The 23,973-nt window shown below is 46.1% G+C and carries 27 protein-coding genes; 19 read left to right on the forward strand and 8 right to left on the reverse strand.

Annotated features, from left to right (window positions below; translation table 11 throughout):
• Positions 1-328 precede the first annotated feature (328 nt).
• Positions 329-1,117, reverse strand: a complete 789-nt coding sequence (locus C9I99_RS00460; RefSeq protein WP_107346883.1) for a GGDEF domain-containing protein — start codon at positions 1,115-1,117, stop codon at positions 329-331.
• A 156-nt stretch (positions 1,118-1,273) separates the two neighbouring features.
• Positions 1,274-2,152 carry a LysR substrate-binding domain-containing protein gene (locus C9I99_RS00465; RefSeq protein WP_107346884.1) on the reverse strand — a complete coding sequence of 293 codons (879 nt, stop codon included), beginning with the start codon at positions 2,150-2,152 and terminating at the stop codon, positions 1,274-1,276.
• A 99-nt stretch (positions 2,153-2,251) separates the two neighbouring features.
• On the opposite strand from C9I99_RS00465, the gene C9I99_RS00470 reads away from it, so the two are divergent.
• The 17 genes from C9I99_RS00470 to ureG all read left to right on the forward strand — a co-directional run bounded on the left by C9I99_RS00470 (position 2,252) and on the right by ureG (position 17,194).
• Positions 2,252-2,563, forward strand: a complete 312-nt coding sequence (locus C9I99_RS00470; protein WP_338069651.1) for a putative quinol monooxygenase — start codon at positions 2,252-2,254, stop codon at positions 2,561-2,563.
• Positions 2,560-3,561, forward strand: coding sequence for a Gfo/Idh/MocA family protein (locus tag C9I99_RS00475; protein WP_107346885.1), 1,002 nt, complete (start codon positions 2,560-2,562; stop codon positions 3,559-3,561). Before C9I99_RS00470 ends, C9I99_RS00475 begins: the two co-directional genes overlap by 4 nt.
• A gap of 185 nt (positions 3,562-3,746) precedes the next feature.
• Positions 3,747-4,652: a VirK/YbjX family protein gene (locus tag C9I99_RS00480; RefSeq protein WP_275937907.1), complete on the forward strand. Its 906-nt coding sequence runs from the start codon at positions 3,747-3,749 to the stop codon at positions 4,650-4,652.
• A gap of 108 nt (positions 4,653-4,760) precedes the next feature.
• A complete protein-coding gene (locus C9I99_RS00485) occupies positions 4,761-5,180 on the forward strand; it encodes a GNAT family N-acetyltransferase (RefSeq protein ID WP_107346887.1) in 420 nt (139 codons plus the stop codon).
• A gap of 349 nt (positions 5,181-5,529) precedes the next feature.
• Complete coding sequence (gene urtA / locus C9I99_RS00490; RefSeq protein ID WP_107346888.1) at positions 5,530-6,813, forward strand: urea ABC transporter substrate-binding protein; 1,284 nt, start codon at positions 5,530-5,532, stop codon at positions 6,811-6,813.
• Between the two features lie 125 nt (positions 6,814-6,938).
• On the forward strand, positions 6,939-8,564 hold the full coding sequence (gene urtB, locus C9I99_RS00495; RefSeq protein ID WP_107346889.1) for an urea ABC transporter permease subunit UrtB: 1,626 nt from the start codon (positions 6,939-6,941) through the stop codon (positions 8,562-8,564).
• A gap of 10 nt (positions 8,565-8,574) precedes the next feature.
• Positions 8,575-9,771, forward strand: coding sequence for an urea ABC transporter permease subunit UrtC (gene urtC / locus C9I99_RS00500; RefSeq protein ID WP_107346890.1), 1,197 nt, complete (start codon positions 8,575-8,577; stop codon positions 9,769-9,771).
• Complete coding sequence (urtD, locus tag C9I99_RS00505; RefSeq protein ID WP_107346891.1) at positions 9,768-10,619, forward strand: urea ABC transporter ATP-binding protein UrtD; 852 nt, start codon at positions 9,768-9,770, stop codon at positions 10,617-10,619. The genes urtC and urtD overlap by 4 nt, the downstream gene beginning before the upstream one ends.
• A gap of 1 nt (position 10,620) precedes the next feature.
• Complete coding sequence (gene urtE / locus C9I99_RS00510) at positions 10,621-11,316, forward strand: urea ABC transporter ATP-binding subunit UrtE (RefSeq protein WP_107346892.1); 696 nt, start codon at positions 10,621-10,623, stop codon at positions 11,314-11,316.
• The gene (locus C9I99_RS00515) at positions 11,313-12,224 is read left to right on the forward strand and encodes an urease accessory protein UreD (RefSeq protein WP_107346893.1); all 912 of its coding nucleotides are present in this window, start codon (positions 11,313-11,315) and stop codon (positions 12,222-12,224) included. The genes urtE and C9I99_RS00515 overlap by 4 nt, the downstream gene beginning before the upstream one ends.
• 61 nt (positions 12,225-12,285) lie before the next feature.
• Positions 12,286-12,588 carry an urease subunit gamma gene (gene ureA / locus C9I99_RS00520; RefSeq protein WP_107346894.1) on the forward strand — a complete coding sequence of 101 codons (303 nt, stop codon included), beginning with the start codon at positions 12,286-12,288 and terminating at the stop codon, positions 12,586-12,588.
• Between the two features lie 51 nt (positions 12,589-12,639).
• Complete coding sequence (locus tag C9I99_RS00525; protein ID WP_107346895.1) at positions 12,640-12,978, forward strand: urease subunit beta; 339 nt, start codon at positions 12,640-12,642, stop codon at positions 12,976-12,978.
• Positions 12,979-13,019: 41 nt separating this feature from the next.
• Entirely contained in the window at positions 13,020-14,723 is a 1,704-nt protein-coding gene (ureC, locus tag C9I99_RS00530; RefSeq protein ID WP_107346896.1) for an urease subunit alpha, read from the forward strand.
• Positions 14,724-14,749: 26 nt separating this feature from the next.
• The gene (ureE, locus tag C9I99_RS00535; protein ID WP_107346897.1) at positions 14,750-15,202 is read left to right on the forward strand and encodes an urease accessory protein UreE; all 453 of its coding nucleotides are present in this window, start codon (positions 14,750-14,752) and stop codon (positions 15,200-15,202) included.
• A 36-nt stretch (positions 15,203-15,238) separates the two neighbouring features.
• Complete coding sequence (locus tag C9I99_RS00540) at positions 15,239-15,811, forward strand: HupE/UreJ family protein (protein WP_107346898.1); 573 nt, start codon at positions 15,239-15,241, stop codon at positions 15,809-15,811.
• 1 nt (position 15,812) lies between these two features.
• Entirely contained in the window at positions 15,813-16,526 is a 714-nt protein-coding gene (locus C9I99_RS00545) for an urease accessory protein UreF (RefSeq protein WP_107346899.1), read from the forward strand.
• Between the two features lie 41 nt (positions 16,527-16,567).
• Complete coding sequence (gene ureG, locus C9I99_RS00550; RefSeq protein WP_107346900.1) at positions 16,568-17,194, forward strand: urease accessory protein UreG; 627 nt, start codon at positions 16,568-16,570, stop codon at positions 17,192-17,194.
• Positions 17,195-17,280: 86 nt separating this feature from the next.
• Here the strand turns inward: ureG and C9I99_RS27095 are convergent, their stop codons facing one another.
• From C9I99_RS27095 to C9I99_RS00560, 3 genes are read right to left on the reverse strand one after another with little or no spacing between them, the layout of a single operon-like run.
• Positions 17,281-17,445 carry a hypothetical protein gene (locus C9I99_RS27095; RefSeq protein WP_166645333.1) on the reverse strand — a complete coding sequence of 55 codons (165 nt, stop codon included), beginning with the start codon at positions 17,443-17,445 and terminating at the stop codon, positions 17,281-17,283.
• A gap of 54 nt (positions 17,446-17,499) precedes the next feature.
• The gene (locus tag C9I99_RS00555; protein WP_107346901.1) at positions 17,500-17,955 is read right to left on the reverse strand and encodes a hypothetical protein; all 456 of its coding nucleotides are present in this window, start codon (positions 17,953-17,955) and stop codon (positions 17,500-17,502) included.
• A 4-nt stretch (positions 17,956-17,959) separates the two neighbouring features.
• Positions 17,960-18,457 carry an ElyC/SanA/YdcF family protein gene (locus C9I99_RS00560; RefSeq protein ID WP_107346902.1) on the reverse strand — a complete coding sequence of 166 codons (498 nt, stop codon included), beginning with the start codon at positions 18,455-18,457 and terminating at the stop codon, positions 17,960-17,962.
• A gap of 516 nt (positions 18,458-18,973) precedes the next feature.
• Between C9I99_RS00560 and C9I99_RS00565 the strand changes: the two genes are divergently transcribed.
• Together C9I99_RS00565 and C9I99_RS00570 are read left to right on the forward strand one after the other, a co-directional pair.
• Positions 18,974-19,351 (forward strand): hypothetical protein, encoded by a 378-nt coding sequence (locus C9I99_RS00565; RefSeq protein ID WP_107346903.1) that lies wholly within the window; start codon positions 18,974-18,976, stop codon positions 19,349-19,351.
• 4 nt (positions 19,352-19,355) lie between these two features.
• Positions 19,356-19,838 carry an invasion associated locus B family protein gene (locus C9I99_RS00570; RefSeq protein ID WP_107346904.1) on the forward strand — a complete coding sequence of 161 codons (483 nt, stop codon included), beginning with the start codon at positions 19,356-19,358 and terminating at the stop codon, positions 19,836-19,838.
• 339 nt (positions 19,839-20,177) lie between these two features.
• Here the strand turns inward: C9I99_RS00570 and C9I99_RS00575 are convergent, their stop codons facing one another.
• From C9I99_RS00575 to melA, 3 genes are all read right to left on the reverse strand, one after another.
• A complete protein-coding gene (locus C9I99_RS00575; RefSeq protein WP_107346905.1) occupies positions 20,178-21,644 on the reverse strand; it encodes an EAL domain-containing protein in 1,467 nt (488 codons plus the stop codon).
• A 320-nt stretch (positions 21,645-21,964) separates the two neighbouring features.
• Positions 21,965-22,480: a DUF819 family protein gene (locus C9I99_RS00580; protein WP_275937904.1), complete on the reverse strand. Its 516-nt coding sequence runs from the start codon at positions 22,478-22,480 to the stop codon at positions 21,965-21,967.
• A gap of 124 nt (positions 22,481-22,604) precedes the next feature.
• Positions 22,605-23,963: an alpha-glucosidase/alpha-galactosidase gene (gene melA, locus C9I99_RS00585; protein ID WP_107346907.1), complete on the reverse strand. Its 1,359-nt coding sequence runs from the start codon at positions 23,961-23,963 to the stop codon at positions 22,605-22,607.
• Between the last annotated feature and the right edge of the window lie 10 nt (positions 23,964-23,973).

A 23,973-nucleotide genomic window follows, 5' to 3' on the forward strand; every position in this document is an offset into this window, starting at 1 on the left:
ACTCCGAATATAGTTAATTAGAGATGTTGTTTAATTTATTTTTTTAAGTGTTAGCAAGTAACTGATTTACATTAATTCCTTTTAGTTATTCTCCTTGAGGTGTGTTTTATTTGATAAATAAATGGTAGCAAATAAATACATCTTGTATATAAAATCGGACAAGCTATTATCCTTTAAAATAATTCATTTGCTAAATTTGTGAGCTTAAGCCAAGGATGGTTTGAAATTGATATAAATATAATTTAGCTACTTGAGTCAAGAAGGTGAACTTACTATTTATACTGGTGGTATTTTGACGGATTGATGTTTTTCTGTCATTACATACTCATCAAGGAGACTGTGTTGGAGAGTGTTTAAGATGTTTCATTCGATATAGCTCTTCGTCGGAGTGATTTATCGCTTCGCGTAAATTCCGTCTGTCGCTATTTGGTGCAATACCGTAGCTGTATGAAATGTTGAGTACAGATAAGGTAGCGTCAATGTTTTCAAGGAATGTATTGGCACGATATGGCCGGAGAATAGCGATAAACTCATCGCCCCCGAAGCGGATGATCATTTCCTTTGGCAAGGTATGTTTTTTTAACCCTTGGCTAAATAACAGAAGCACACTGTCACCAAATTTATGTCCATGCTCATCATTGAGTTGTTTGAAGTTATCGAGATCAAAAAAAATCAGATCAAAATTTTTGAGTGAAATGCTTCCAAGCGCCTTTCTATTAAACACACCTGTCAGTTCATCAATACTCTGGCCACACTCATATTTAGTGATGATGTGTTTTATTGCGAGGGCTAGGAAGCCAATACCAATCAAAATACATCCGTCATCAAGAAAGATAGCTATAGGAGAAGGGAGTACATCGATGGTTTTTTTCAATGGGGTAAATTGTTCGATCATGTGATAGATATTTTCTGTACCGATAAATATCATGCCGACAAGTGCTTTTTTTTCTTTTTTGAAAACAGGATAGGCACACACCGAGATGGAAACAATGGAAAGTAAGATCAAGTACTCGATTGCAAATTCAGCTTTGGAATAGAAAAATGACTCATCAATTTTCATGATAAGCATGAGAAAAACCAATCCTGTGCAGACAACTGTCGATACGGCCTTAACCATTGAAACCACCTTTTACGTCATATAGTTAATATGCCTCTTAGTGCATTTATACTCCATGAGCATTGCTTTTGCTTGATAGGTGTCAAAAAAATGACAATTGGTGAAGGGTTGGAGTGAGTCGATTTATCAAGACGTTAAAAGGATCAATGTATGTCATCACGTTGAGAAATGTTTCTCGAAAAAGAAGTCAATGAAAGTCCTGACTTTCAATGGCTGTGATTTTCTTTTATACAGCAGGTGGATAGGTTTCGATTCAGGGCGGTATTCCGCAAGGCATTCTTGGAGTGAACCTTGTTCAATCTCGTTTTCTAGCAGTAAGGCCGGTTGCAAAATAATACCTGCACGGTGGAGGGCTGCGGTTTTGAGGACATCACCGCTGTTGCTGCTTAGCCTTGATTGTTGACGGCTGAAATAGTGCGATTCTTGCTCACGTTGCTGGGGCTGAATATCTCCGTAGTCAAACCCTAAGCAATGATGGTTACTTAGCTCCTTGATATGTAGGGGAGTACCGAAGCGTTCAAAGTAAAACGGTGAGGCACAAAACAGCAATTGGTAATTGCCGACATGCCTGGCAATAAGGCTGGAATCTTCCAACTCACCGATACGGAAAACCAAATCAAAATGGTCGTGGAGAGGGTCGATACGGTTGTTGTCGAGGATAAGTTCTACATTGATATGCGGGTGTTGCTGGAGAAATTGAGCAATCATAGGAGCGACAACTGTGTTGCCATAAGTCACTGGGGCGTTAACCCTGATTGTACCCATCGGAATATTGGTTAACGTTTGCAGGTTCTCTTCTGCCTCCTTGATGTCATCAAGGATCCGTTGGCACTCACGAAAATAGATCTCGCCAGCTTCAGTGAGTGACTGCCGACGCGTGGTGCGGTTGAGAAGTACGGCACCGAGGCTCTTCTCTAACGCTTTGATGTGCTTGCCTATCATGGTTGACGTAACGTTGAAGTGAGCTGCTGCTTTCGCCAAGCTTCCTCGTTCTACGACATCGACAAACACCTGCATGCTTTTCAGTTTATCCATATTACAAACTATAAGTTGATAAATAGCGGAATAGATCGTTATTTATCAATCTTTAGATGTCAATTACATTAGCAATATATTGTGTTGTTACGAGTTAAGATGATGTTTGAGCAAGGGCTATTTATCACAGCTGAGCTACGTGTGAAGGATGATGTATCAGTTGATGAGGCAAAAGTGGCGATAGCGCAGTTTTGTCAGGGAATGAACAGCGAGCATGGTTGCTCTCTGGCGGTTGCAATGCAGGACAATAATGACCCGCGTCGGTTTATTTTCTGGGAGCGGTATGATGATCAAGCAGCCTTTGATGCACACTTTAACGCTAAGCATACCCAAGCGTTTATTGCATTAGGTTATACCCAGTTAGAGCAGGCATTTGAAACCCATTTGATGGAAACGGGAGCAGGTCAATGAGCCAGGCAAAGAATGAAATAAAGCAGTGGGGCATCCTAGGAACCAGCTTTATCTCTGGTGTGATGGCTGAGGCAATTCGCCAAGATGGTCAGAGTCGTATTTATGCTGTAGCTGGACGTAGCCCCGAGCCGCGTGAGTTACTGGCGGCTCAGTATGACATTCCAGTACAACATGATAACTATGATGCGCTGATTGCCGATCCCAAGGTCGATATTATTTATATTGCCCTTCCTAATCATCTTCATCATGAATATGTGATCAAAGCTGCTAAAGCGGGTAAGGCGATTCTGTGCGAGAAATCCTTGTCGGTCGATATGGAAAAAACTGAAGCGGCGCTAGCAGCGGTTGACCAGCATGGGATCTTTTTTGCAGAAGGGCTGATGTATCTGAATCACCCGTTTACAGCTAAGATACTTGAGGTGATCAAGGCGGGTAAGATTGGCGAGTTGCGTTCGATCCAAGGTCAATATACAGCGGCAATTTCTCAGTTTGTGAATCCTGACAGCAAAGGGGCATTATACAACCTCGGCTGTTACCCGGTGTCATTGCTACATCTTATTATTCAGCAGTGTGGTGGCAATGAATCTGCTGAAAATTACACCCTTTCTGCAATGGGACGTCGAGGCCTGGACGGGAATATCTGTGAGACGCAAGCGAACTTCCGGTTCGGCAATGGCGTTATGGCGCAGCTTCATACCGCTGAAGATTATGGCCTGCATGCAGAGTTTACCGTGTTGGGTTCTACTGGTAGTTTGCAGGTAACAACGAACCCTTGGTTACCTGCAACACAAAATCAACTGACTATTACTCAATACGAACAACAGTCAGAAGTGGTTGAAGTCACAGCTGACGGTGACGGTTTCTTGTACCAGGTTAGGGCGGTATTAAATGCATTGGAAAATGGTGATGCTGAGTTAACCCGACCTGCAGCAGGACCGGAAGATTCAAGGCAGATCATGAAATTACTAACAGACTGGGAAGACGCCGTAATCGCTTAAGGCTTCTATTGCCTTTGCTGGCTATACAATTCCGTACATTGTATGTGCACATTTCGACAGAAATTTCACCAAGGTAATTGTACGCTGTTTGGAATTTTGTATTCATTTAGCTGTGTGGTTATTCTGTGCGTCCCTTTATCAATCAATTCGACTACTTTCGCCGTCTTCCTCAATTAGCCAATACGGTGTATCCCAATAGCAAAGGGCTCAGGAAGATAAAGAAAACTGTGCGCTTTTGTCTCTGGGGTATGGTGAATGGCGATGCGGTGAAGGCGATGTCGGAAGTTTTTGCACACCCTGAACTGAAACCAGTTCTACAGCAGAACCCAAAAATATTTGAAAAGCCTCTTAAACCGTATCTTTGTGTGAACTGGTCACGTAAAGAGAAAATTGCACGTCTGCGTGAGCATTATCTTTTTCTAAAAAATACCTTCGGTTCGCACACGCAATCTGTTCTGTCGCAACACGGTGTCACTATCTTTCAATTCACCGATAACCAAGGCGATGCTTATAAGGTACAACTCTGTCAAGGAATGAGTCGTGAAGGGGCGCTAGGGCTGTACTTGGTTGATAGCAATAACCGTAATATCTATTCGCTGACTTGCCACATTGCAACTGGTGAGAAAAAGACGTTGTATATTGGTGCATTGCAGGGGCCTAAAGAGAATATTGAAGATCGCAACCAGATCATCAAAACCTTGACGCGTTCGCTACATGGCTTGCGCACCAAGGCATTAATGACGGAGTTGGTGCTGATTGTCGCTAATGCTCTAGGTATGGAAGAAGTACGTGGAGTATCGAACAAAGGTCATGTTTATCAGGCGCTGCGTTATGTTGGTTCAAAACGAAATGCAGTGACTTTTGATTATGACGATTTGTGGCAAGAGTATGGTGCGACAAAAGAGAGTGCTTACTTTTATCAGCTGCCATTGCTGCCACCTCGTAAAGATCCCTCTAGCTTGAAGAAAACCAAACGTCGTTTGTATACCAAGCGTTACCAGTGGTTGGATGAAATTAATCTGGAACTTCAGAACAATATCCGATCGATGATGACAGATAAGGGTTATACGCAAGATATACATTTAAATTAAGCAATATCGTGATTCCCCTTCGTTCTGACGGCAGGTTGTCATAATCGGTGAGTAATATATTCCCGAATTAATTGGTGTTATCACTGTTTTAGTTTAATGGGGGGAAGCATGGAAGTTATTCTGGCAACGACGAACGAAGAAATCATTGAAATTGCACCTATCATACAGCAGCTTCGGCCCAAATACACATTGGAGAAGCTGAGCGATTTAATGCATCAGCAGCGAAAAGCCGGTTACCAGCTTGTTTATGTCTGTGAAGGGGATACTATTTTGTGTGTCGCTGGGTTCGTGAAAGGTCATAAATTGGGCTGGGGTAAGTACTTGTATATTGATGACCTAGTGACCGATGAAGCGCAGCGCTCAACTGGAGCGGGTAAGTATTTGATGGAGTGGTTTAAAGACTATGCCCATATCAACCAGATAGATCAGATCCACCTTGATTCCGGTGTTCACCGCTATGGCGCGCATAAATTTTATCTAAAAGAAGACTTTGTGATTGCCAGTCATCACTTTGTTTGCCAGTGCTGATTATTTTCCGAAATTAAATAGCCACTAGAATGCCAATAAACTTATATATAAAGGGGATTGGCTTACCGGTTGGTTGTTTTTGCCTATATTCCTCGAAAAGTTGGTTTATTTAACTTACCTGCCCCGATTTGATTCAGATTATAACCGCTCATCACTGTTATGGGGCAAGTATGTTTTTTTTGCACCAATATGCGCTCAGGGAATTATTGTTTTCCTGATTTTCTAAATCGAGAGTGTAATAAAATTCATTAATAATTAATGGTTTAAGATATTTCTCTCCGTTTTGTCTGTACTGGCATTGATTTTGATTGGGTATGGATGAATGTTTATTACAACGGAGATGTTAAGTATGACCACGAAGTCCAAACTGAATCTTGCTGCACTTGGCCTGAGTGTATCGTTACTCTCAGCTGTTGCATCAGCTGAAGAGACGATCAAGGTAGGGGTTCTCCACTCACTGTCAGGCACTATGGCGATCAGCGAAACCACGCTGAAAGATACGGTATTGATGCTGGTTGATGAGCAGAATAAGAAAGGAGGCTTGTTAGGAAAGAAACTGGAAGCCGTTGTTGTTGATCCAGCTTCTAACTGGCCGCTATTTGCTGAAAAAGCCCGTGAGCTAATCGAAAAAGAAAAAGTGGATGTGGTATTTGGTGGTTGGACGTCGGTTTCGCGAAAATCAATGCTGCCGGTATTTGAAGAGCTCAACAGTATTTTATTCTATCCGGTGCAGTACGAAGGTGAAGAGTCATCGAAAAACGTCTTCTACACTGGCGCGGCACCTAATCAGCAAGCGATTCCTGCCGTTGAATACTTGATGAATGAGCTGGACGTTGAACGCTGGGTATTGGCGGGAACCGATTATGTATACCCACGTACCACCAACAAAATCCTTGAGTCTTACCTAAAAGCTCAGGGGGTCGCCGATGAAGACATCATGATCAGCTACACCCCGTTTGGCCATTCAGACTGGCAGTCGATTGTGTCTGATATCAAGAAGTTTGGATCAGCAGGCAAGAAAACCGCCGTGGTCTCAACCATTAACGGTGATGCGAACGTTCCCTTTTATAAAGAGCTAGGTGCCCAGGGTGTCTCCTCTGAAGATATTCCTGTTGTCGCGTTCTCGGTGGGTGAAGAAGAACTCTCAGGTATGGATACCTCTCCGCTCGTTGGCCACTTGGCGGCTTGGAACTACTTCATGAGTGTCGAGACCGATCAGAATGAAGAGTTCATTGATGGTTGGCAGTCGTTTATTAAAAGTGAAAAGCGTGTGACGAACGATCCAATGGAAGCCCATTATATCGGCTTCAACATGTGGGTTCAGGCGGTGAACAACGCCGGCACCACCGATTCAGAAGCGGTGCAAGATGCCCTTATCGGGATTGCGGTACCGAACCTCTCGGGTGGTTACTCGACCATGCTGCCAAATCACCATATCACTAAGCCTGTGCTGATCGGCGAAATTCAAGATGATGGCCAGTTCGATGTGGTGTGGGAAACCACGGGGTTAGTGGCGGGAGATGCGTGGTCTAAATATCTACCTGAGTCTTCAAAACTGTATTCCAGCTGGTCAAAACCTTTCTCTTGCGGGGCCTTCAATACTGAAACCAAGAAGTGTTCCGGTGCTAATTAACGCATTGTATTAAGGGCTTTTGCTCTTTATTGATGGCGCTTCAGATTTAGGCTGAAGCGCTATTTTCGGTGGGTATTTTATTTACCCGCGTTGGAAGTGGTTAATTGTCAGTAAGGACACAAGAAATGACACCTTTAATGACGTTCGTTAAAGCGCTCATTGTTCTCTTGTTGTGTACTCCCATGGCGTTTGCTTCGGTCAGTTCGACAAATGAATTTGATCAGGTATTAATTGGGAAAAATAACAACGATAAGGAAATCGCCATTGAGTGGCTAGTCGATAACCAGCCTGCCGCAACGGCAAAGCCTATTCTTCGGGCGTGGTTGGAAGGCAACCTGTTTTATTACAAGAACAAGAAGAGTGAGGATTACCAGCAGCTCTTTATTATCGCCGCTAGAAACGGGAAGCAGGCTGAGAGTATTTGGGAATCGAAGCAATTGGTTGTTTCGCGCTCGCGCGACTTTGCCAAAGTTCGGGTGAATAATAAATTGCGCAGTCTTATTCGGGTACAGTTGGCCTCTCTCGGGCTGAACTCGCCTGATGCGGTAATTCGTTTACAGGCCGTCGATGGATTGCTTGGCCAAACTGATGGTGAGATCATTAAAAGGTTTGCTGCGCAGTTGAATGTTGAGCCGGATACCAAGGTACAGCAGAGGCTGCAATTAGCGCTGTCGGTCAGTACGGCGCTAGATAGCAGCGCGCCAACGCCAGTGCGGACTGCGGCTGTCAACACTTTGTCTGATTACAAACAAGCGATCGTGCTGCAAACCCTCAATAAATTACAGCCACAATCACTGGATCCTGATCTTTCGGCAGCGGTCGAAAGAGGCTTGGATAAATACCACCAAAGCCAGCGGCTTTACTCCGGTGTCGAGACCGTCTTTTTCGGCCTCAGCTTAGGGTCGGTACTGGTGTTGGCCGGAATAGGCTTGGCCATTACCTTTGGGGTGATGGGGGTCATTAATATGGCCCATGGCGAGCTCATCATGATTGGTGCATACACGACCTATGTGATGCAGCAACTTCTTCCTCAGCAAAGCGGTACCGCCTTGCTGCTGTCTATCCCGATGGCTTTCATCATTTCCGGCTTGGTGGGCATTGCGATTGAACGGAGTGTGATCAGGCACCTCTATGGTCGGCCACTTGAAACGTTATTGGCTACGTTCGGGATCAGTTTGATCCTCCAGCAAGCGGTACGATCGATTTTCTCTCCGCTTAACCGTTCTGTCAGCACGCCCGATTGGATGGCGGGGGCGTGGGAGCTGAACCCAATGCTGTCACTGACCTATAACCGCTTATATATCATTTTGTTTTGCGCCTTGGTGTTCATTTCGATGGTTATGATCTTGAAGCGCACGCCGCTGGGGCTGCAGGTGCGGGCGGTTTCCCAAAATAGGGCAATGGCTAGGGCGATGGGGATCCGTTCCGAGCGGGTTGATGCCCTGACGTTCGGGCTGGGCTCCGGTGTGGCGGGTGTCGCAGGCGTTGCGTTGTCACAGCTGACGAATGTTGGGCCAAATATGGGTCAAGCCTACATCATCGATTCATTTATGGTGGTGGTGTTTGGTGGGGTCGGAAACCTGTGGGGCACCTTGGTTGCTGGTCTAGGGCTTGGGCTGTTCAACAAGTTACTGGAACCTTGGGCGGGTGCAGTACTGGCGAAGATCTTGATGCTGGTCTTTATCATCCTGTTTATCCAGAAACGCCCTCGTGGATTATTCCCGCAACGTGGCCGTGCGGCTGAAAGCTAAGGAGCGCTTGATGCAGTCTAAATCAATTATTCTTTCGGCCTTGGGACAAGATCGGGGCGGTAAGATCGTCCTCGCATTACTGATCTCTGCCGTCATTTTGGTCCCGATGGCTAACCTGTTGCTGCCCGTCGGTCACCCGCTACATATCGAAACCTTCACTATTTCTCTGATGGGGAAATACCTCAGCTATGCCATGCTCGCCCTCGCGGTAGATTTGGTATGGGGCTATCTCGGGATCCTGAGTTTGGGCCACGGGGCATTTTTTGCCCTAGGAGGTTACGCCATGGGGATGTATTTGATGCGCCAGATTGGCGATCGGGGCGTGTATGGTAACCCCGTGCTGCCCGATTTTATGGTGTTTTTGAATTGGCAGGAGTTGCCGTGGTTCTGGCAAGGGTTTGATCAGTTCTGGCTCGCTTGCCTGATGGTGGTGCTGGTTCCCGGTGCTCTGGCTTACGTTTTTGGCTATTTGGCTTTCCGTTCTCGGGTGTCAGGCGTATACCTGTCGATCATGACCCAGGCCCTGACTTATGCCCTGTTACTGGCGTTCTTCCGCAATGAAATGGGCTTTGGCGGGAACAACGGTTTAACCGACTTCAAAGATATTCTTGGTTACAGTTTGCAGCAAGATACAACCAAAGTCGCGCTGTTTGTCTGCACCGGTTTGGCGCTGGCTGTGAGTTACGTGGTGTGCCGAATCATTGTCAGCAGTCGGTTGGGACGAGCTGCCTTGGCTATCCGTGATACTGAGTCGCGAACACGTTTCATGGGTTACGACGTTGATGGCATCAAGCTTTGGATCTTTGTACTGTCGGCCGTCATCGCGGGGATTGCCGGTGCGCTGTATGTACCGCAAGTTGGCATTATCAATCCCGGAGAATTCGCACCGCTTAATTCGATTGAGGTTGTGGTGTGGGTTGCTCTCGGCGGTCGGGCGACATTGTTTGGTGCCATCATCGGGGCCTTAATCATTAATTACGCCAAAAGCTGGTTCACGGTCGAATTCCCAGAAGTGTGGCTGTTTGCTCTGGGGGGCTTATTTGTGCTTTCCACCATGTATTTCCCGAAAGGGGTGATTGGGTTTATATCCGATATAACGGCTCGCGTGAGTCAGGGGAAAAAGGGAAAGTCTTCTCAGCAGTCAGGGGGCTCCTCGCAATCAGGAAAACCTCAACAAGAGTGCGGCGTTAATGAGGTGGTGTCATGACAGTATTAGAGACGGCAAAGAAGCTAGGCACATTTGCTCAAGAGATGACCAAACGGGAAGAAACATTTTCATTTCTTGTTCCCGATGAGCACCCCTTGATAGATACCAGACATAACATTTTGCTCTATGTCGAGGGCGTCAATAAGAGCTTTGATGGCTTTAAAGCCATTAACGATCTCAACCTGTATATCCGTGAGGGCGAACTACGCTGCATTATCGGGCCAAATGGCGCCGGAAAGACCACCATGATGGACATTATCACCGGCAAGACGACACCGGATTCCGGTCAGGTGTGGCTCGGATCAAACATCAATTTGTTGGCTATGAATGAATCACAGATTGCCAATGCCGGCGTCGGCAGGAAGTTCCAAAAGCCAACCGTGATTGAATGCCTGACTGTTTGGCAGAACCTAGAACTCGCGATGTCGGGGGTTCGGACGGTTTGGGCGACATTTAGGGCCAAGCTAACAGCAGAGCAGAAGGACAAGATTGAGTCTGTTTTGGTGTTAATTAACTTGGCAGATCACGCCGCCTTATTGGCCGGTAATTTGTCCCATGGCCAAAAGCAATGGTTGGAAATTGGCATGCTGCTAATGCAGAACCCCAAGCTGTTGTTGGTCGATGAGCCAGTAGCGGGGATGACCCACCAAGAGATGGATAAGACCTCGGAGTTATTGAATTCGTTGGCAGGTAAACATTCCGTGGTTGTCGTTGAGCATGATATGGACTTTGTTCGTTCGATTGCCAGTGATGTGACAGTTCTTCACCAAGGCCATGTATTAGCTGAAGGCACCATGGACCAAGTACAAAACCATCCTGAAGTGAAACGGGTTTATCTAGGGGAATAGCATGTTAGAGATCAAGTCACTCAACCAATATTACGGTGAAAGCCATACATTGTGGGATTTGGATATGCAGATCCCCGAGGGTAAATGCACGGTGTTGATGGGCCGTAATGGTGTGGGTAAAACGACGTTATTGCAGTGCATCATGGGGTTGGTTGGGCCAAAAAGTGGCGATATCACGTTTAATGGGCGCTCAATTCTCGCGGAATCGGCAGAATCCCGGCCACGGTGGGGAATCGGGTATGTGCCGCAAGGGCGTCAGATTTTTCCGATGTTGACGGTACAGGAGAACCTAGAGATAGGTTTGCCTATCCGTGCTCGGGGCGATCGTAAAGTTCCTGACTTCATTTTTGATCTGTTTCCGGTTCTAAAGGAAATGCGTCACCGCCGTGGTGGCGATTTATCGGGTGGTCAACAACAGCAATTGGCGATAGGCCGGGCGTTGGTGGTGAACCCTAAGCTATTGATTTTGGATGAGCCAACAGAAGGGATCCAACCCAATATCGTGCAAGAAATTGGCGATATTATCAGGATGCTTAACGAAAAAATGGGACTTACTGTGTTGCTGGTTGAGCAGAAGTTACCTTTTGCTCGCCGGGTGGGTGATCAATTTTGCATTCTCGACCGAGGACGCCATGTTGCCAGTGGGGAGATGGCCGAGCTCGATGATGCCTTGGTTAAGGAGTACCTCACCGTATGACAGAGTATTTATCGCCTGTTGCGACCAACCCGACCGCAAGTCAAATCGCCCAGCATACCCATCATGGCTGGCAGGCTAAATTGAGCCTGTCCTACCGAGATAGGGGCGATAAAACCGTACTTAAGCACCGAGAGCAAAAAGGCCCGTTAACGGTACAGCAAGCGCTCTACCCCGAAGGGGAGGTTTGCCACAGTTACCTGCTTCATCCACCTGGTGGTGTCGCGGGTGGCGATACACTTGATGTCCGCGTCGATGTTGGCGCGGGTGCCAAGGTGTTGGTGACAACCCCCGGAGCCACAAAGTTTTATCGTTCTGAGCGCCGTTTCGCTAAGCAAACCCAACACCTGTCAGTTGCTGGAGGAGGCCGGCTGGAATGGCTGCCTCAGGAGAATATCTTTTTCCCTGATGCCCATGCTCAACTCAATACCGTTATCCACCTCGAGAAAGGTGCTCAGTTTGTGGGCTGGGAGCTGCACTGTTTTGGTCGCCCTGCACTAAAAGAGTGCTTTGATAGCGGCAAATTGATTGGAAAAACAGAGGTTTATGTTGATGGGCGCCGGGTGCTGACTGAAGGTTTGAACATGTCTGGTGGTGATAAGGTGCTGATTAATATAGGAATGCAGGGATTCCCCATGATGGGGACCCTGTACTTGTCCGAAATGGGGCAAGATTTCTATCAATTGGTACAGGCCTTGCTACTAGATATACAGCGCGAAATGGATTTACAGAGTGGGCCAGGTGGCAAAAAGCTCATTGTGGCCGTAACGCGGGTCGAGGGGCTCATTGTGGTCAGAGCGTTGGGGCATTGGAGCGAAGATATTCTGCATTGCTTTACCCAGGTATGGCAGCAAGCGCGAAACCAGGTGACAGGTGTTACCCCCTATCCCCCACGCATTTGGGCCACTTAGTTGCCTATCTCTTAGTTTATACAGCAGCTTCGTTACTTAGCGATAGTGGAGGGAGAGTGACATGGAATTGACACCAAGAGAGAAGGATAAGCTGCTCATTTTTTGTGCGGGGATGCTCGCCAAGCAACGCAAGGAGAGAGGGATCAAACTCAACTATCCCGAATCCATCGCCTTTATCAGCAGCGCCATTCTTGAAGGCGCGAGAGACGGAAAGAGTGTCGCAGAGCTTATGGATTATGGCCGGACGTTGCTCTCTGTGACGGATGTGATGGAAGGGGTAGCGTCGATGATCCCCGATGTCCAGGTAGAAGCTACCTTTCCCGATGGCACCAAATTAGTGACTGTGCATGAGCCGATTGTGTAGTTGTTTGATGGTATAGCGGCATAGTATCTCGCAGATAAATAAGGAGAAAAAATGGCAGGGAGTGGTGCATTCAATACCTCCGCGTTTGTGCCCGGTCAAATCGAGACCGAAAGCGGGGAGATCGAGCTCAATGCTGGCAGGACAACCCTTACCGTTAAAGTTGAAAACGTAGGGGATCGGCCAATTCAGATAGGCTCGCATTATCACTTTTTCGAAGTCAATGATGCCCTCAAATTTGATCGGCAAGCCTGCAAGGGGTTTCGCCTCAATATACCGGCAGGGACTGCTACCCGTTTCGAGCCGGGTCAGTCCCGGACTGTCGAGCTGGTTGATTTCTCCGGTAAGCGTGAAGTTTACGGATTCCAAGGCAAAGTGATGGGCAAGATCTAGCGCCCTCATCGCCTTCTCTAATAAATAAACAAGGAATAGTTATGGCAAACATTTCACGTCAGGCTTATGCCGAAATGTTTGGCCCAACAGTGGGTGATCGTGTGCGTCTTGCCGATACCGAGTTGTGGCTTGAGGTTGAAAAAGATTTCACTGTCTATGGGGATGAGGTGAAATTTGGCGGTGGCAAGGTGATACGTGATGGTATGGGCCAGAGCCAGCGCCCAAGTGCCGAAACACCGGATCTGGTGATCACCAATGCCATCGTGCTCGATTATTGGGGCATCGTTAAGGCCGATGTGGCGGTGAAGAATGGGCGGATTAGTGGCATCGGAAAAGCCGGGAACCCAGATATTCAGCCGGGTGTCGATATCATCATTGGTCCGGGAACCGAAATCTTAGCGGGCGAAGGTGCAATCCTAACCGCAGGGGGAATTGATTCCCATATTCATTTTATTTGTCCGCAGCAAATTGAAGAAGCATTGGCGTCCGGGGTGACGACCATGATTGGTGGTGGCACGGGGCCTGCAACGGGTACTAATGCGACCACCTGTACGCCTGGGCCATGGAACATGGCACAAATGCTTCAAGCGCTCGATGGCTTTCCGATGAATTTCGGCTTGCTGGGTAAAGGCAATGCCAGCCAACCAGAAGCGTTGCGCGAGCAGGTGGCGGCTGGCGCGGTAGGGCTAAAGCTTCACGAAGACTGGGGGACGACACCGGCGTCAATTGATACCTGTTTGTCGGTTGCCGACGAGATGGATGTTCAGGTCGCCATCCATACCGATACCCTGAACGAGTCCGGTTTTGTTGAATCGACGTTGGCGGCAATTGGTGATCGGGTGATCCATACCTATCATACCGAAGGTGCGGGTGGCGGGCATGCCCCTGACATTATCCGTGCTGCTGGTGAATCGAATGTCTTACCGTCATCGACCAATCCGACTCGTCCTTACACGGTCAATACCGTTGATGAGCATTTGGATATGTTGATGGTATGCCATCATCTGTCTCCCGCTATTGCAGAAGATGTCGCTTTTGCTGAATCCCGTATTCGACGCGAAACCATTGCTGCCGAAGATATCCTGCACGATCTGGGGGCTTTTTCGATGATTGCCTCGGACTCTCAGGCGATGGGGCGGGTGGGTGAGGTGATCACCCGAACCTGGCAGACAGCCCATAAAATGAAGGTTCAACGTGGCAGCTTGGCGCAAGACACTAGTTACAGCGATAACTTTCGCCTGAAGCGCTATATCGCCAAATACACCATCAATCCGGCAATCACTCACGGCATGGCACATGAAATTGGCTCGATTGAAGTAGGAAAGTTAGCGGATTTGGTGTTGTGGAAGCCAGCCTTCTTTGGGGTAAAGCCAAGCGTTATCGTCAAAGGCGGCATGATAGCCATGGCCCCGATGGGGGACCCAAACGCTTCTATTCCGACCCCACAGCCTGTTCATTATCGCGCGATGTTTGGCAGTTATGGCAAAGCGGCGATGAATACTTCGATGCTGTTTATCTCGTCGGCAGCGAGTGACGCTGGCGTGGCCGAGCAACTCCAGCTTGGCAGCCAGATTGGTATTGTCAAAAACTGCCGGACTATTAGCAAGTCAGATATGAAGCTTAACGATTGGCAGCCTCGTATAGAGGTAGATTCTCAGACCTATCAGGTGCGTGCCGACGGCGAGCTTTTAGTGTGTGAACCTGCGGAAGTACTTCCGATGGCTCAGCGATACTTTCTATTTTAAAGCAAATAATAACAAAGGAATTGTGAATGATTGAGTTGGTTGAAGTGAGTGCAGAGGCAACATCGCAGCCCGATGCGTATTTGAGTTTACCAATTGATAGCCGGATCAAGAGTCGGTTGAAGGTGGTATTGGATGATGGCCGCGATGCAGGCCTGTTTCTGCCAAGGGGCCACATACTTCGCGGCGGCGAACAGTTGAAGAGTCGCTGTGGTGAGGTGGTGGTTGAGATCAAGGCCGCCACCGAGCAGGTGTCGACAGTATATTGTGATGATCGCCATTTGCTGACTCGTGTTGCCTACCACTTGGGGAACCGTCATGTTCCTCTTCAGGTTGAAGCCGGCTGGGTGCGTTACCAACATGATCATGTCTTGGATGACATGGTCGTAGGGCTGGGTGCCCAGGTCACGGTTGAAAAGGCCCCCATTGAACCGGAAGGTGGTGCTTATGGTGGTCGTTCTGGTGGTCATCACCATCACTAACAAGAGAGTTAACGTTTTTTGCAAAAGGACATGACAATGAAAACAACCCGTATTATCTCATCGTTGGCAACGCTTAGCCTGATATTACCCGCTTCTGTACAAGCGCACTCTGGACATGACCATTCCTCTTTTTTTAGCGGGCTAGTACACCCTGTTACCGGTATTGATCACCTCATCATGTTGCTCGCATTTGGCGCATTGGCATTCTTGGCGGTCAAGAAAACCTCGACCCAATTAAGCTTATTGGCCGCAGCACTAGTCGCTATGGTGGCCGGAATGGCTGCTGGACTGAATTGGGGAGCCATAACCGGTATTGAAGGGGCGATTGCCGCTTCGCTGTTGGTTGTCAGTGCGGCGCTTTGGCAGGTGTTTTCTGGTAGCCAAATGGTAACCCGAATGGCGGTGGCACTGTGTGTTGCCCTTATCTTTTGTCATGGCTATGCCCATGGTATCGAGGCTTCAGGAAATGTGTCGATGTTTGCTGTCGCGATGGCGATATCAGCATCAGCCTTGCTGCTGCTGGGACACAGGCTAGCGGCATTGACGTCAAGCCGTTGGCTATCTGCTGGGGTTGCTTCTGCCAGCCTCGCTTATTTGCTGGTGGCTTAATATGGCGGCAGAGGAGCTGAGAATACAGGAAGTCGAACGAGGTGAAGGCTCTATTGCTACCTACCGTTTGTTTCAGTTAATAAGCCCCTCGCTGCCAATTGGTGGGTTTACCTATTCGCAAGGGCTGGAGTGGGCTGTCGAGGCGGGGTGGGTAACAAACAGGGTATCGATGGTCCTGTGGTTGGAGAACATATTACGCTACAGCGTGGCCACACTCGAACTCCCTCTTATCGATAGATTTTACCAAGCGATTGAAACGCGGGACATACCGAGCATCGAAGCATTGAGCAACCTGCTGTGTTCAAGTCGGGAAACCAAGGAACTGCGGGCTGAGGAAATCCAGCGGGGCAAAGCGCTGAATGTGTTGCTGAAGCAGTTGGATATTCCTGTGGATGATTACCTTGGCAACAATGCAGATCCTAATCAGTTGGTCGGTCTGTGTGTCGCAGGCTACCTGTGGGGGATCAGCCCTGAAGCGATGAAGCAGGGATATCTATGGAGCTGGGCTGAAAATTTGGTGATGGCGGGGGTGAAATTGGTACCGCTGGGGCAAACCGATGGCCAGCGGGCCTTGATGACATTGACCCAGCAGTTTCCCGAGATGGTTTCAATCTCGACACAAATCGATGAGGTGATGATCGGCAGTTTTACACCGGTTGTGTCGCTAGCCAGCAGTCTGCATGAAACACAATATACTCGTTTGTTCCGTTCATAAGCCTGATGTGCTTTGTGGGCAATAAGATAATAAGGAATGTTATGGAAACATATAAGCAGCCACTTCGTATTGGGATTGGTGGTCCGGTGGGTTCCGGTAAAACCGCATTACTTGAGGTGTTGTGTAAAGCGATACGCGATAAGCTGAATATCGCAGTGGTGACGAATGATATCTACACCCAGGAAGATGCCAAAATCTTGACGAGGGCCGAGGCCCTTGATCCTGACCGGATCATTGGCGTGGAAACCGGTGGGTGTCCCCATACCGCCATTCGTGAAGATGCCTCGATGAATCTGGCTGCGGTGGAAGAGCTAGCCAAGCGGCACCGTAACCTTGATGTGGTGTTTGTTGAAAGCGGTGGTGACAACCTCAGTGCGACGTTCAGCCCGGAATTGGCCGACCTCACTATCTATGTGATTGATGTGGCTGAAGGTGAAAAGATCCCCCGCAAAGGTGGTCCGGGTATTACCCGCTCAGATCTGCTGGTGATCAACAAGATTGACCTTGCGCCCTATGTAGGAGCGTCACTGGAGGTGATGGAGCAAGACACCAAACGGATGCGGCCTAATCGCCCTTATGTCTTTACCAATCTCAAAGAGTCCCAAGGGCTAGAGACAATCATCGACTTTATCATTACCGAAGGGATGTTGACGCCGAAAGGTGAGTAAGCTAATTGGCTACGGGATCTTATTTGCCAGAGTTTTGATAAAAAAGCGCCCAGATGGGCGCTTTTTAGTAGTATTTAGGATTGGATTTAAGGGGTTTCGTTGCGGCTGACGACGATACCTTCATCGTTGAAGCCGAGGAAATCAAGTACGCCACCTTCATCGTGGTCGTTATCAAGCCAACTTACTTGAGGGGCAAAAAGTACCATCCTCTTGCTGAAGAGCGGCGTAAATACCGCTTCGGCCATAGACAACCACGTCAGCTAGCCCATTCCTATTGACGTCAGCAAGAAGGCGGTTAGTGAGATTTAATTCATTACGGAAAATGCGCCTGAGTCGTCATCTTCGATAATTGAATCCAGACCGTTGTTATTGACATCAATAGCGACGAAATCATGGATGGAGGCGTTCCAACCGTTATCAGTTGAGAAGTCTTCACCCCACAGCTGCATTTCTTCGAAATACTTGCCGTTAGACTTGGAGACATACACGCCATCAGTGGTTACAGCGATCAGGTCGGCCATGCCGTCACCGTCGCCAACCAAGCGAGTCATTTCGTTGTCCCAGCCTTGTGCATGTTTTGGCAAGAAGTTAGAAGCCCACACCGTTTTCTTATCGAAGCGCTTGTTCTTCGACTCCGCGACATAGACTTCGCTGCCTTTGAAGGCGACAATATCAGCCGTGCCGCTGCCGTTTACATCAGCTAGGTACACTTGACTATTGGCTGGTGTCCACTCGGTTGCCCGGAATGAGTCACCCCACATTTCATCAGGGAGATAGCGCTTGAGGTATAGCAGTTGTCATGCTCAAAGGTGTCATCACCAAAGAAGGTGTTAAAGTCACGGATTGCCGAACCGTCACTACCGTCAATGTTGCCACGGTAGATGTGGTAGTGGTTGAGTTCTCTTCTAGGATGATTTGATCTTCTGGAACGTCGTATTTCTCCATCAATATCTGCTGAATGGCAGCGGCTTCTGTTAGCCCACCTTGCTCGACACCGGTCTGAACCAATGTTGGGTTGCCTTTACCTGTGGCCATAAATACTGGGTTTGGTAGAGATTGCGCAACCTCATAAACGCGGTCAACACGATATTCCATTAATTGGCGGGGAGTACAATATTTATAGTTAACTTGGAGGCCCAAGTTGAACACCAGGTCAATTGGGAGGTTTTGCTCATTTGCCAGTATATCAGACGCCACTGCGTGTGCGGTGGCACCAATCAGTAGCGCACCCAGGATAGACTTTGCTATTACACTCTTTTTCACGTTATAAACTTTTTTAAGATATGTGGGAGGCTGTTAACCGCTTATTATTTAACCTTGGTTGGCTTGGCGTGAATATATCATTCTAGAGGATGTGTTTGGCACTCAGGGAGTGGATCTTGATCGTATTATTCTCACTGCGAATAAAGTGATTTCCGAATCGGTGATCCTGCTTCTGGAAAGGTTACATTAATGATTGATGCCGAATTTTCCCTGTTGGATAAAATACATTTCGCAATGCATTTAAGGCTATAAGGCTTATAACCTTTAATTATATCGGTAAGGTCATTGATTTTAACATGAAAAGATATTTTTAATAAATTTAGAATTGCCAGATTACATTAAGGATTCTTGCGTTATGATTTCAATACCCCTTAAAGGTAGGTAACGGGTGTATAACATGGCTTGTCTAAAACTATATAGATAACATTCATTGTTAATGGGAAGGTTTTTATATTTCAAATAGTTTTGGTATTAATGGTGTATATGTTTTTTTGAGTAAAAATACAAGGTGAAGGTATGAGCAACGTAAAGAAAATATTGGGCGTTAAAACTAACAAAGATAAAAAGTATGCAGAACGTCTTGAGACCGAGTTTAATATTTTAATAGCGTATGTTAATGGGTTCCACAATGGCTATGTTAAAAAATGGAAAGACGGAAAGCCTGTTCAGTTTTCAATGATTAGAGATGAGGGTTTTCATGATTTTGCCGATAAGGTTGAATATGATTACGCTTCATTATATGAATCACTTTCAATTTATTATGACAGTGCAATTTCAGCTTATGAAAACAAGCGTTCTGCTGAGCAAGTAAGAATATACAGTAATAAAGTTCACGATGTGATAAAGAGTATGACCCGCCTTGAGTCTTATGCGTGGTCAATCGCCAATAGGTAAAATAATGACAAGAAAATTATTAATTGCAGTCATTCTATCCGTTCCTATATTAGCTCAAGCTAACGATCAGATGCAGTTTGGAAACTGGGTTGTCAGTGAAAAGGTTGATAAGTTCAAAGATGAAAAGTTGTGTTCTGTAACTCATGTTGAATCATCAAACAGAATGGCAAAAGTTATCTTTAACCCAACACATGATAGCCCCCATATGATTTCTTATGAGGTTATTACGGGTACGCTAGGCGAAAGAGTAAAGTATCAAATTGATGGTGGGGATGTTGTTGAATTTGGCCCTAATACTAGCACTAAAACAGGACAGGTTTTATATCTACAAGAAGTAGGGCTTGAAAAAGCTGTATTTGATTTCAGTTCGGGTGAATCACTAGTAATTGAAATTATCCCTGAAAATCGCTTATATCCAAACGAAAAAACAACAATTTCACTGTCTGGATTCGCTGAGGCTTACGCCTTTGCTGAGAAATGTGAATAACAACAAAATGGACAAAGTTATGCGATCAGTTCACTACATTTCAGCGATAATGTATGCGGCGTTTGATGTTAATCTAACCGAAAGATCTTAACCTACATATTACTCCAATAGAATGTCATATATTGGTATCAATGTTGACTATATAAAGATTAAATATTAAAGATAAAATTGAATTGTTCTTGCTATGGTAAGAATTTATTTATGTGTATTATTATAAGTAACTTAAAATCATGAGTTTAAAAGGGGGATCTGCCAACCACCAGATCCCTTTTATTGTTATTAATACCAACATGACTAAAAATGAAGGCAATTAACACTTCTACCTTGGCCAGTTGTTTTCTATTCACCGTCAGATAAATACAGCTCATCTATAAGTGTTGGCTTTGCATAAAGGTAACCCTGGTGAAGAGTGACGCCTTGAGTGAGAAGGTATTGCGCTTGAAGATCCGTTTCTACGCCTTCTGCAATAATGCCGACATCAAGCTCATTTGCTAAATTAATTATCGCGTTCAGAACTGGCGTGTTAACACTTTGATGGCCAATCGAATCAACGAAACATTTATCAATTTTTAGGTAGTCAATATTAGTTTGCTCTAATACTGAAAGCGATGTTTGCCCAGTGCCGAAATCATCGATAAGAATGTCGACACCACTAGCACGTAGCCTGCTAATGCTTTCGCAAGCAGCGTCATCGAGAAACTGTCTCTCGGTGATTTCTAAGCCAAGAGATACACCAATGTCGTCAAATTTTTGCTTGTATTGTTTTAGTAAGTAGATACTTTTTTTGTCTGATAAATAGCCGGGTGGAACATTAATGCCTAGGTGTTTACCATCTATGAAGCCTTTTCCGACTAGGTCGTGATAAGCGGTATCAAGCACATAATCTGTTAATTCATTCATCAACCCATACTCTTCCATCAGCGGAATAAAAACATCTGGGTATACAACACCCCTTACAGGATGTTGCCAGCGAACCAACGCTTCCACACCGAAGACACGACCAGAAGAAGCATCAACGTGGGGTTGATAGTGAAGGAAGAATTCACGCATTTTGAGAGCAAGCTTTACTTCCGTGTACATACTTCGCTTATGACTAAACAAGTACTGCGCATAGTACAAAGTTAGGTATACGACCAGTGTAATAGGGATAAATAAAAGGAAGTAGAATGTTTTGCGCTCTGATGTGAATTTATCACTAGCCTCAAGTAATACTTCATATTGGTATAAATCTGATGTGGCAATATATTGAGGGTTACTGCCGACTTTGGTTTGTCCTACTGGTGCGCTAGCTTCACCAATGAAAATAACCGCTCGCTTGAAACGATCATCCAGCCTGTAACCTATGCTTGACCTAATATAAGCCTTATCAATAGATGATACTGCGTAATATCCTTTACTTAATATATCTTTATTTATGACAGATATACTTGCGCCTGTAACACTATAAGGGTCAGGAATGATTAATAACGTTGAAGGCAGCTCTTCAGTAGGTAAATATATTGGCTGTGAATCAATTCTGTCCCCCCGTGATGAGCAAATTATATCTTTGTTAAAAATAATTTGCATTTCTTCTATATCATGCACATAGCGTAAGTTCTGCTCAAGAAGCACACAGTTTTCGGGATCGAGTAGTGCTGTTTTATTTTCAGATTCAACATCGGAAAAAATTTCGTCGGCTTCTTGAATATATCGATCTGTAGTGGTGACTAAAGCCTCGTGGATACTGCTATGGACCATAAATGATCCTGTGGCAAAAATGACCACAAGAGGTGATAAATAAACAATAAATTTTAGATATTTACGCATTTGCTTATTCACCCAATAAACACTCTATTGAAATTGACTCATCTTGGAGGTTACATTAATTATGTATGTTACAAGAACATACAATCTTAAATTGTATCGTATATTAATTGAAAAAATAAGATTAAAATGGTGTTGTTAACATAATTGTGTAGATGGATGTTCTAGCAATAGAGTTTTAAAGAGAAATGCTCATTGAGATTTATAAAAAGATATACGTTTAATATAATCTCCTGATTTACGATGATAAAAAGGATCTGAAGAGTACTTCAGATCCTCAATAGCAGATAAGCCCTTGATGAAATGCTATTTCACTGAAAGTGTTAGCTCAGCATCACAATCACTTCACTCACCGTCAAGCCAACAAATGAACCTAGCATTGAACCGATCAGCGCCATAATAACAGCAACCGGGACCAGGTTTTTGTCGTAGGCGGCGGCGACGACAGCGGCGGATGGTGCACTACCGATGTTGGCGATAGAGGCCAATCCTATCAGATGTAGGTTCATCTTCATCATACGGCCGATAATGAGCATGAGGACGCCGTGGATGGCAAGGATCATAAAGCCTGACATGATGTACATCGGCGCTTGGCCTATCGCACTCAGGTTCACTTCGGCACCAATCAAAGCCACAACCACATAGAGCATCACACCGGAGACTTCATTGGCCCCGGTCATTTTGCCAAGCGCTGTTGGCGCAGCAAGAATACCGAGTAGCGATGAAATGATAATCGCCCAAATCATTGGATTTAGCAGACCCATAGCGGCAATGGCCTGGCCGAGGTGGCGGCTGATTGAAGAGATCACCAAAGCGACCCCCATTTTTTCAGCCCACAAGGCATCTTGTAGCTCTGCACCGGATTTATTTTTTAGACCACACTCTCATTGGTATCGTAAAAAGTAGAGACAGTATTTGTCTCTACTTATTTATATTTATTTTTTATACTCTAGGTATTTATGATTAATTGTAGATCCACTCTGGTAGCCATCCTTTATGGCTCGCAATGAGATCATCAACCAAAGCGTAAATTTCATCGATACTCAACACAGCCGCTGTGTGTGGGTCTAGCATCGTTGCGTGATAAATCGCTTCTTTGTTTTCGGTTAGGATGGCTTCTGTCACCAGCGTTTGTACGTTGATGTTGGTCTGCATCAATGCCGCAAGCTGAGACGGTAGTTTGCCAACTTTTGTCGGGTGGATACCGTTGTTATCGACGACACAAGCCACTTCAACACAACAACCTTGTGGCAGGTTATCAATAAGTTGATCGTTACGGACGTTGCCATAAATGATGCTTGGCGTACCGGTCCAGATTGAGTTGATGATCTCACTTGCGTATTCGTGAGACTCAGCCACGTCAATTTTGTCTGCTGACTGATATTTTTCCATATCATTTTTCCAGCTGGCAACTTGCTCTTTACAGCGTCTTGGGTATTCATCCAAAGGAATGCTGAATTTCTCAATCAAATCAGGGCGATTTGGTTTGATGAAATACGGCGTATATTCGGCAAAGTGCTCTGAAGACTCGGTGACAAAGTAACCAAGACGCTTGAACATTTCATAGCGAACCAGGTTCTGACAACGCTGGTTCTGTGCTGTGTCAGTTTTGTGTTTCGGGATCGCCCCTTGTTCGTACTTCTCCAGCATCTCAGGGTATACGCTTTCGAACTCGCCGTCTTCGTTGCGTTTTTCCAGTGTCAGGTAGTAAGCCATGTGGTTGATACCGGCACAGGTGTAACGCAGTTCGCTTGGCTGGCAGTCAAGATCGTGAGCGATCTCTTCTGCTGTACCCTGAACAGAGTGGCAAAGGCCTACTTGTTTGATGTGAGGGAATTTTTCGAACATTGCCCAAGTGTTAATTGCCATTGGGTTAACATAGTTGAGCATGGTTGCGTCTGGACAAACATCTGTCATATCCTCACAAATACTCCACAGGTGCGGAATAGTGCGAAGGCCACGCATGATACCGCCAGGGCCCAAAGTATCTGCGATGGTTTGCTCTAGACCGTATTTTTTACATACGTCAAAGTCTGTCACGGTGCATGGCTCGTAGCCGCCAATCTGGAATGCAACAACGACAAAGTCGGCATCTAGAAGTGCATCTTTCTGATTTAGGTGGCATTCGATCTTGCCCGTTGCATCTAAGCTATCCATGAGCTTTTGGATGACGATGCGTGAATCTTCAAGGCGTTGTGCATCAATATCCATAAGTGCAATCGTCGCCGACTTAAGTGCGGGCTTATGGAGGCAGTCTCCAAGGATATTTTTAACAAAAATGGTAGAGCCAGCACCAATAAAGGTAATCTTAGGGTTTTTCATAATATGAGCC

Source organism: Photobacterium lutimaris, from assembly GCF_003025555.1.
Taxonomy (GTDB): Bacteria; Pseudomonadota; Gammaproteobacteria; order Enterobacterales; family Vibrionaceae; genus Photobacterium; species Photobacterium lutimaris.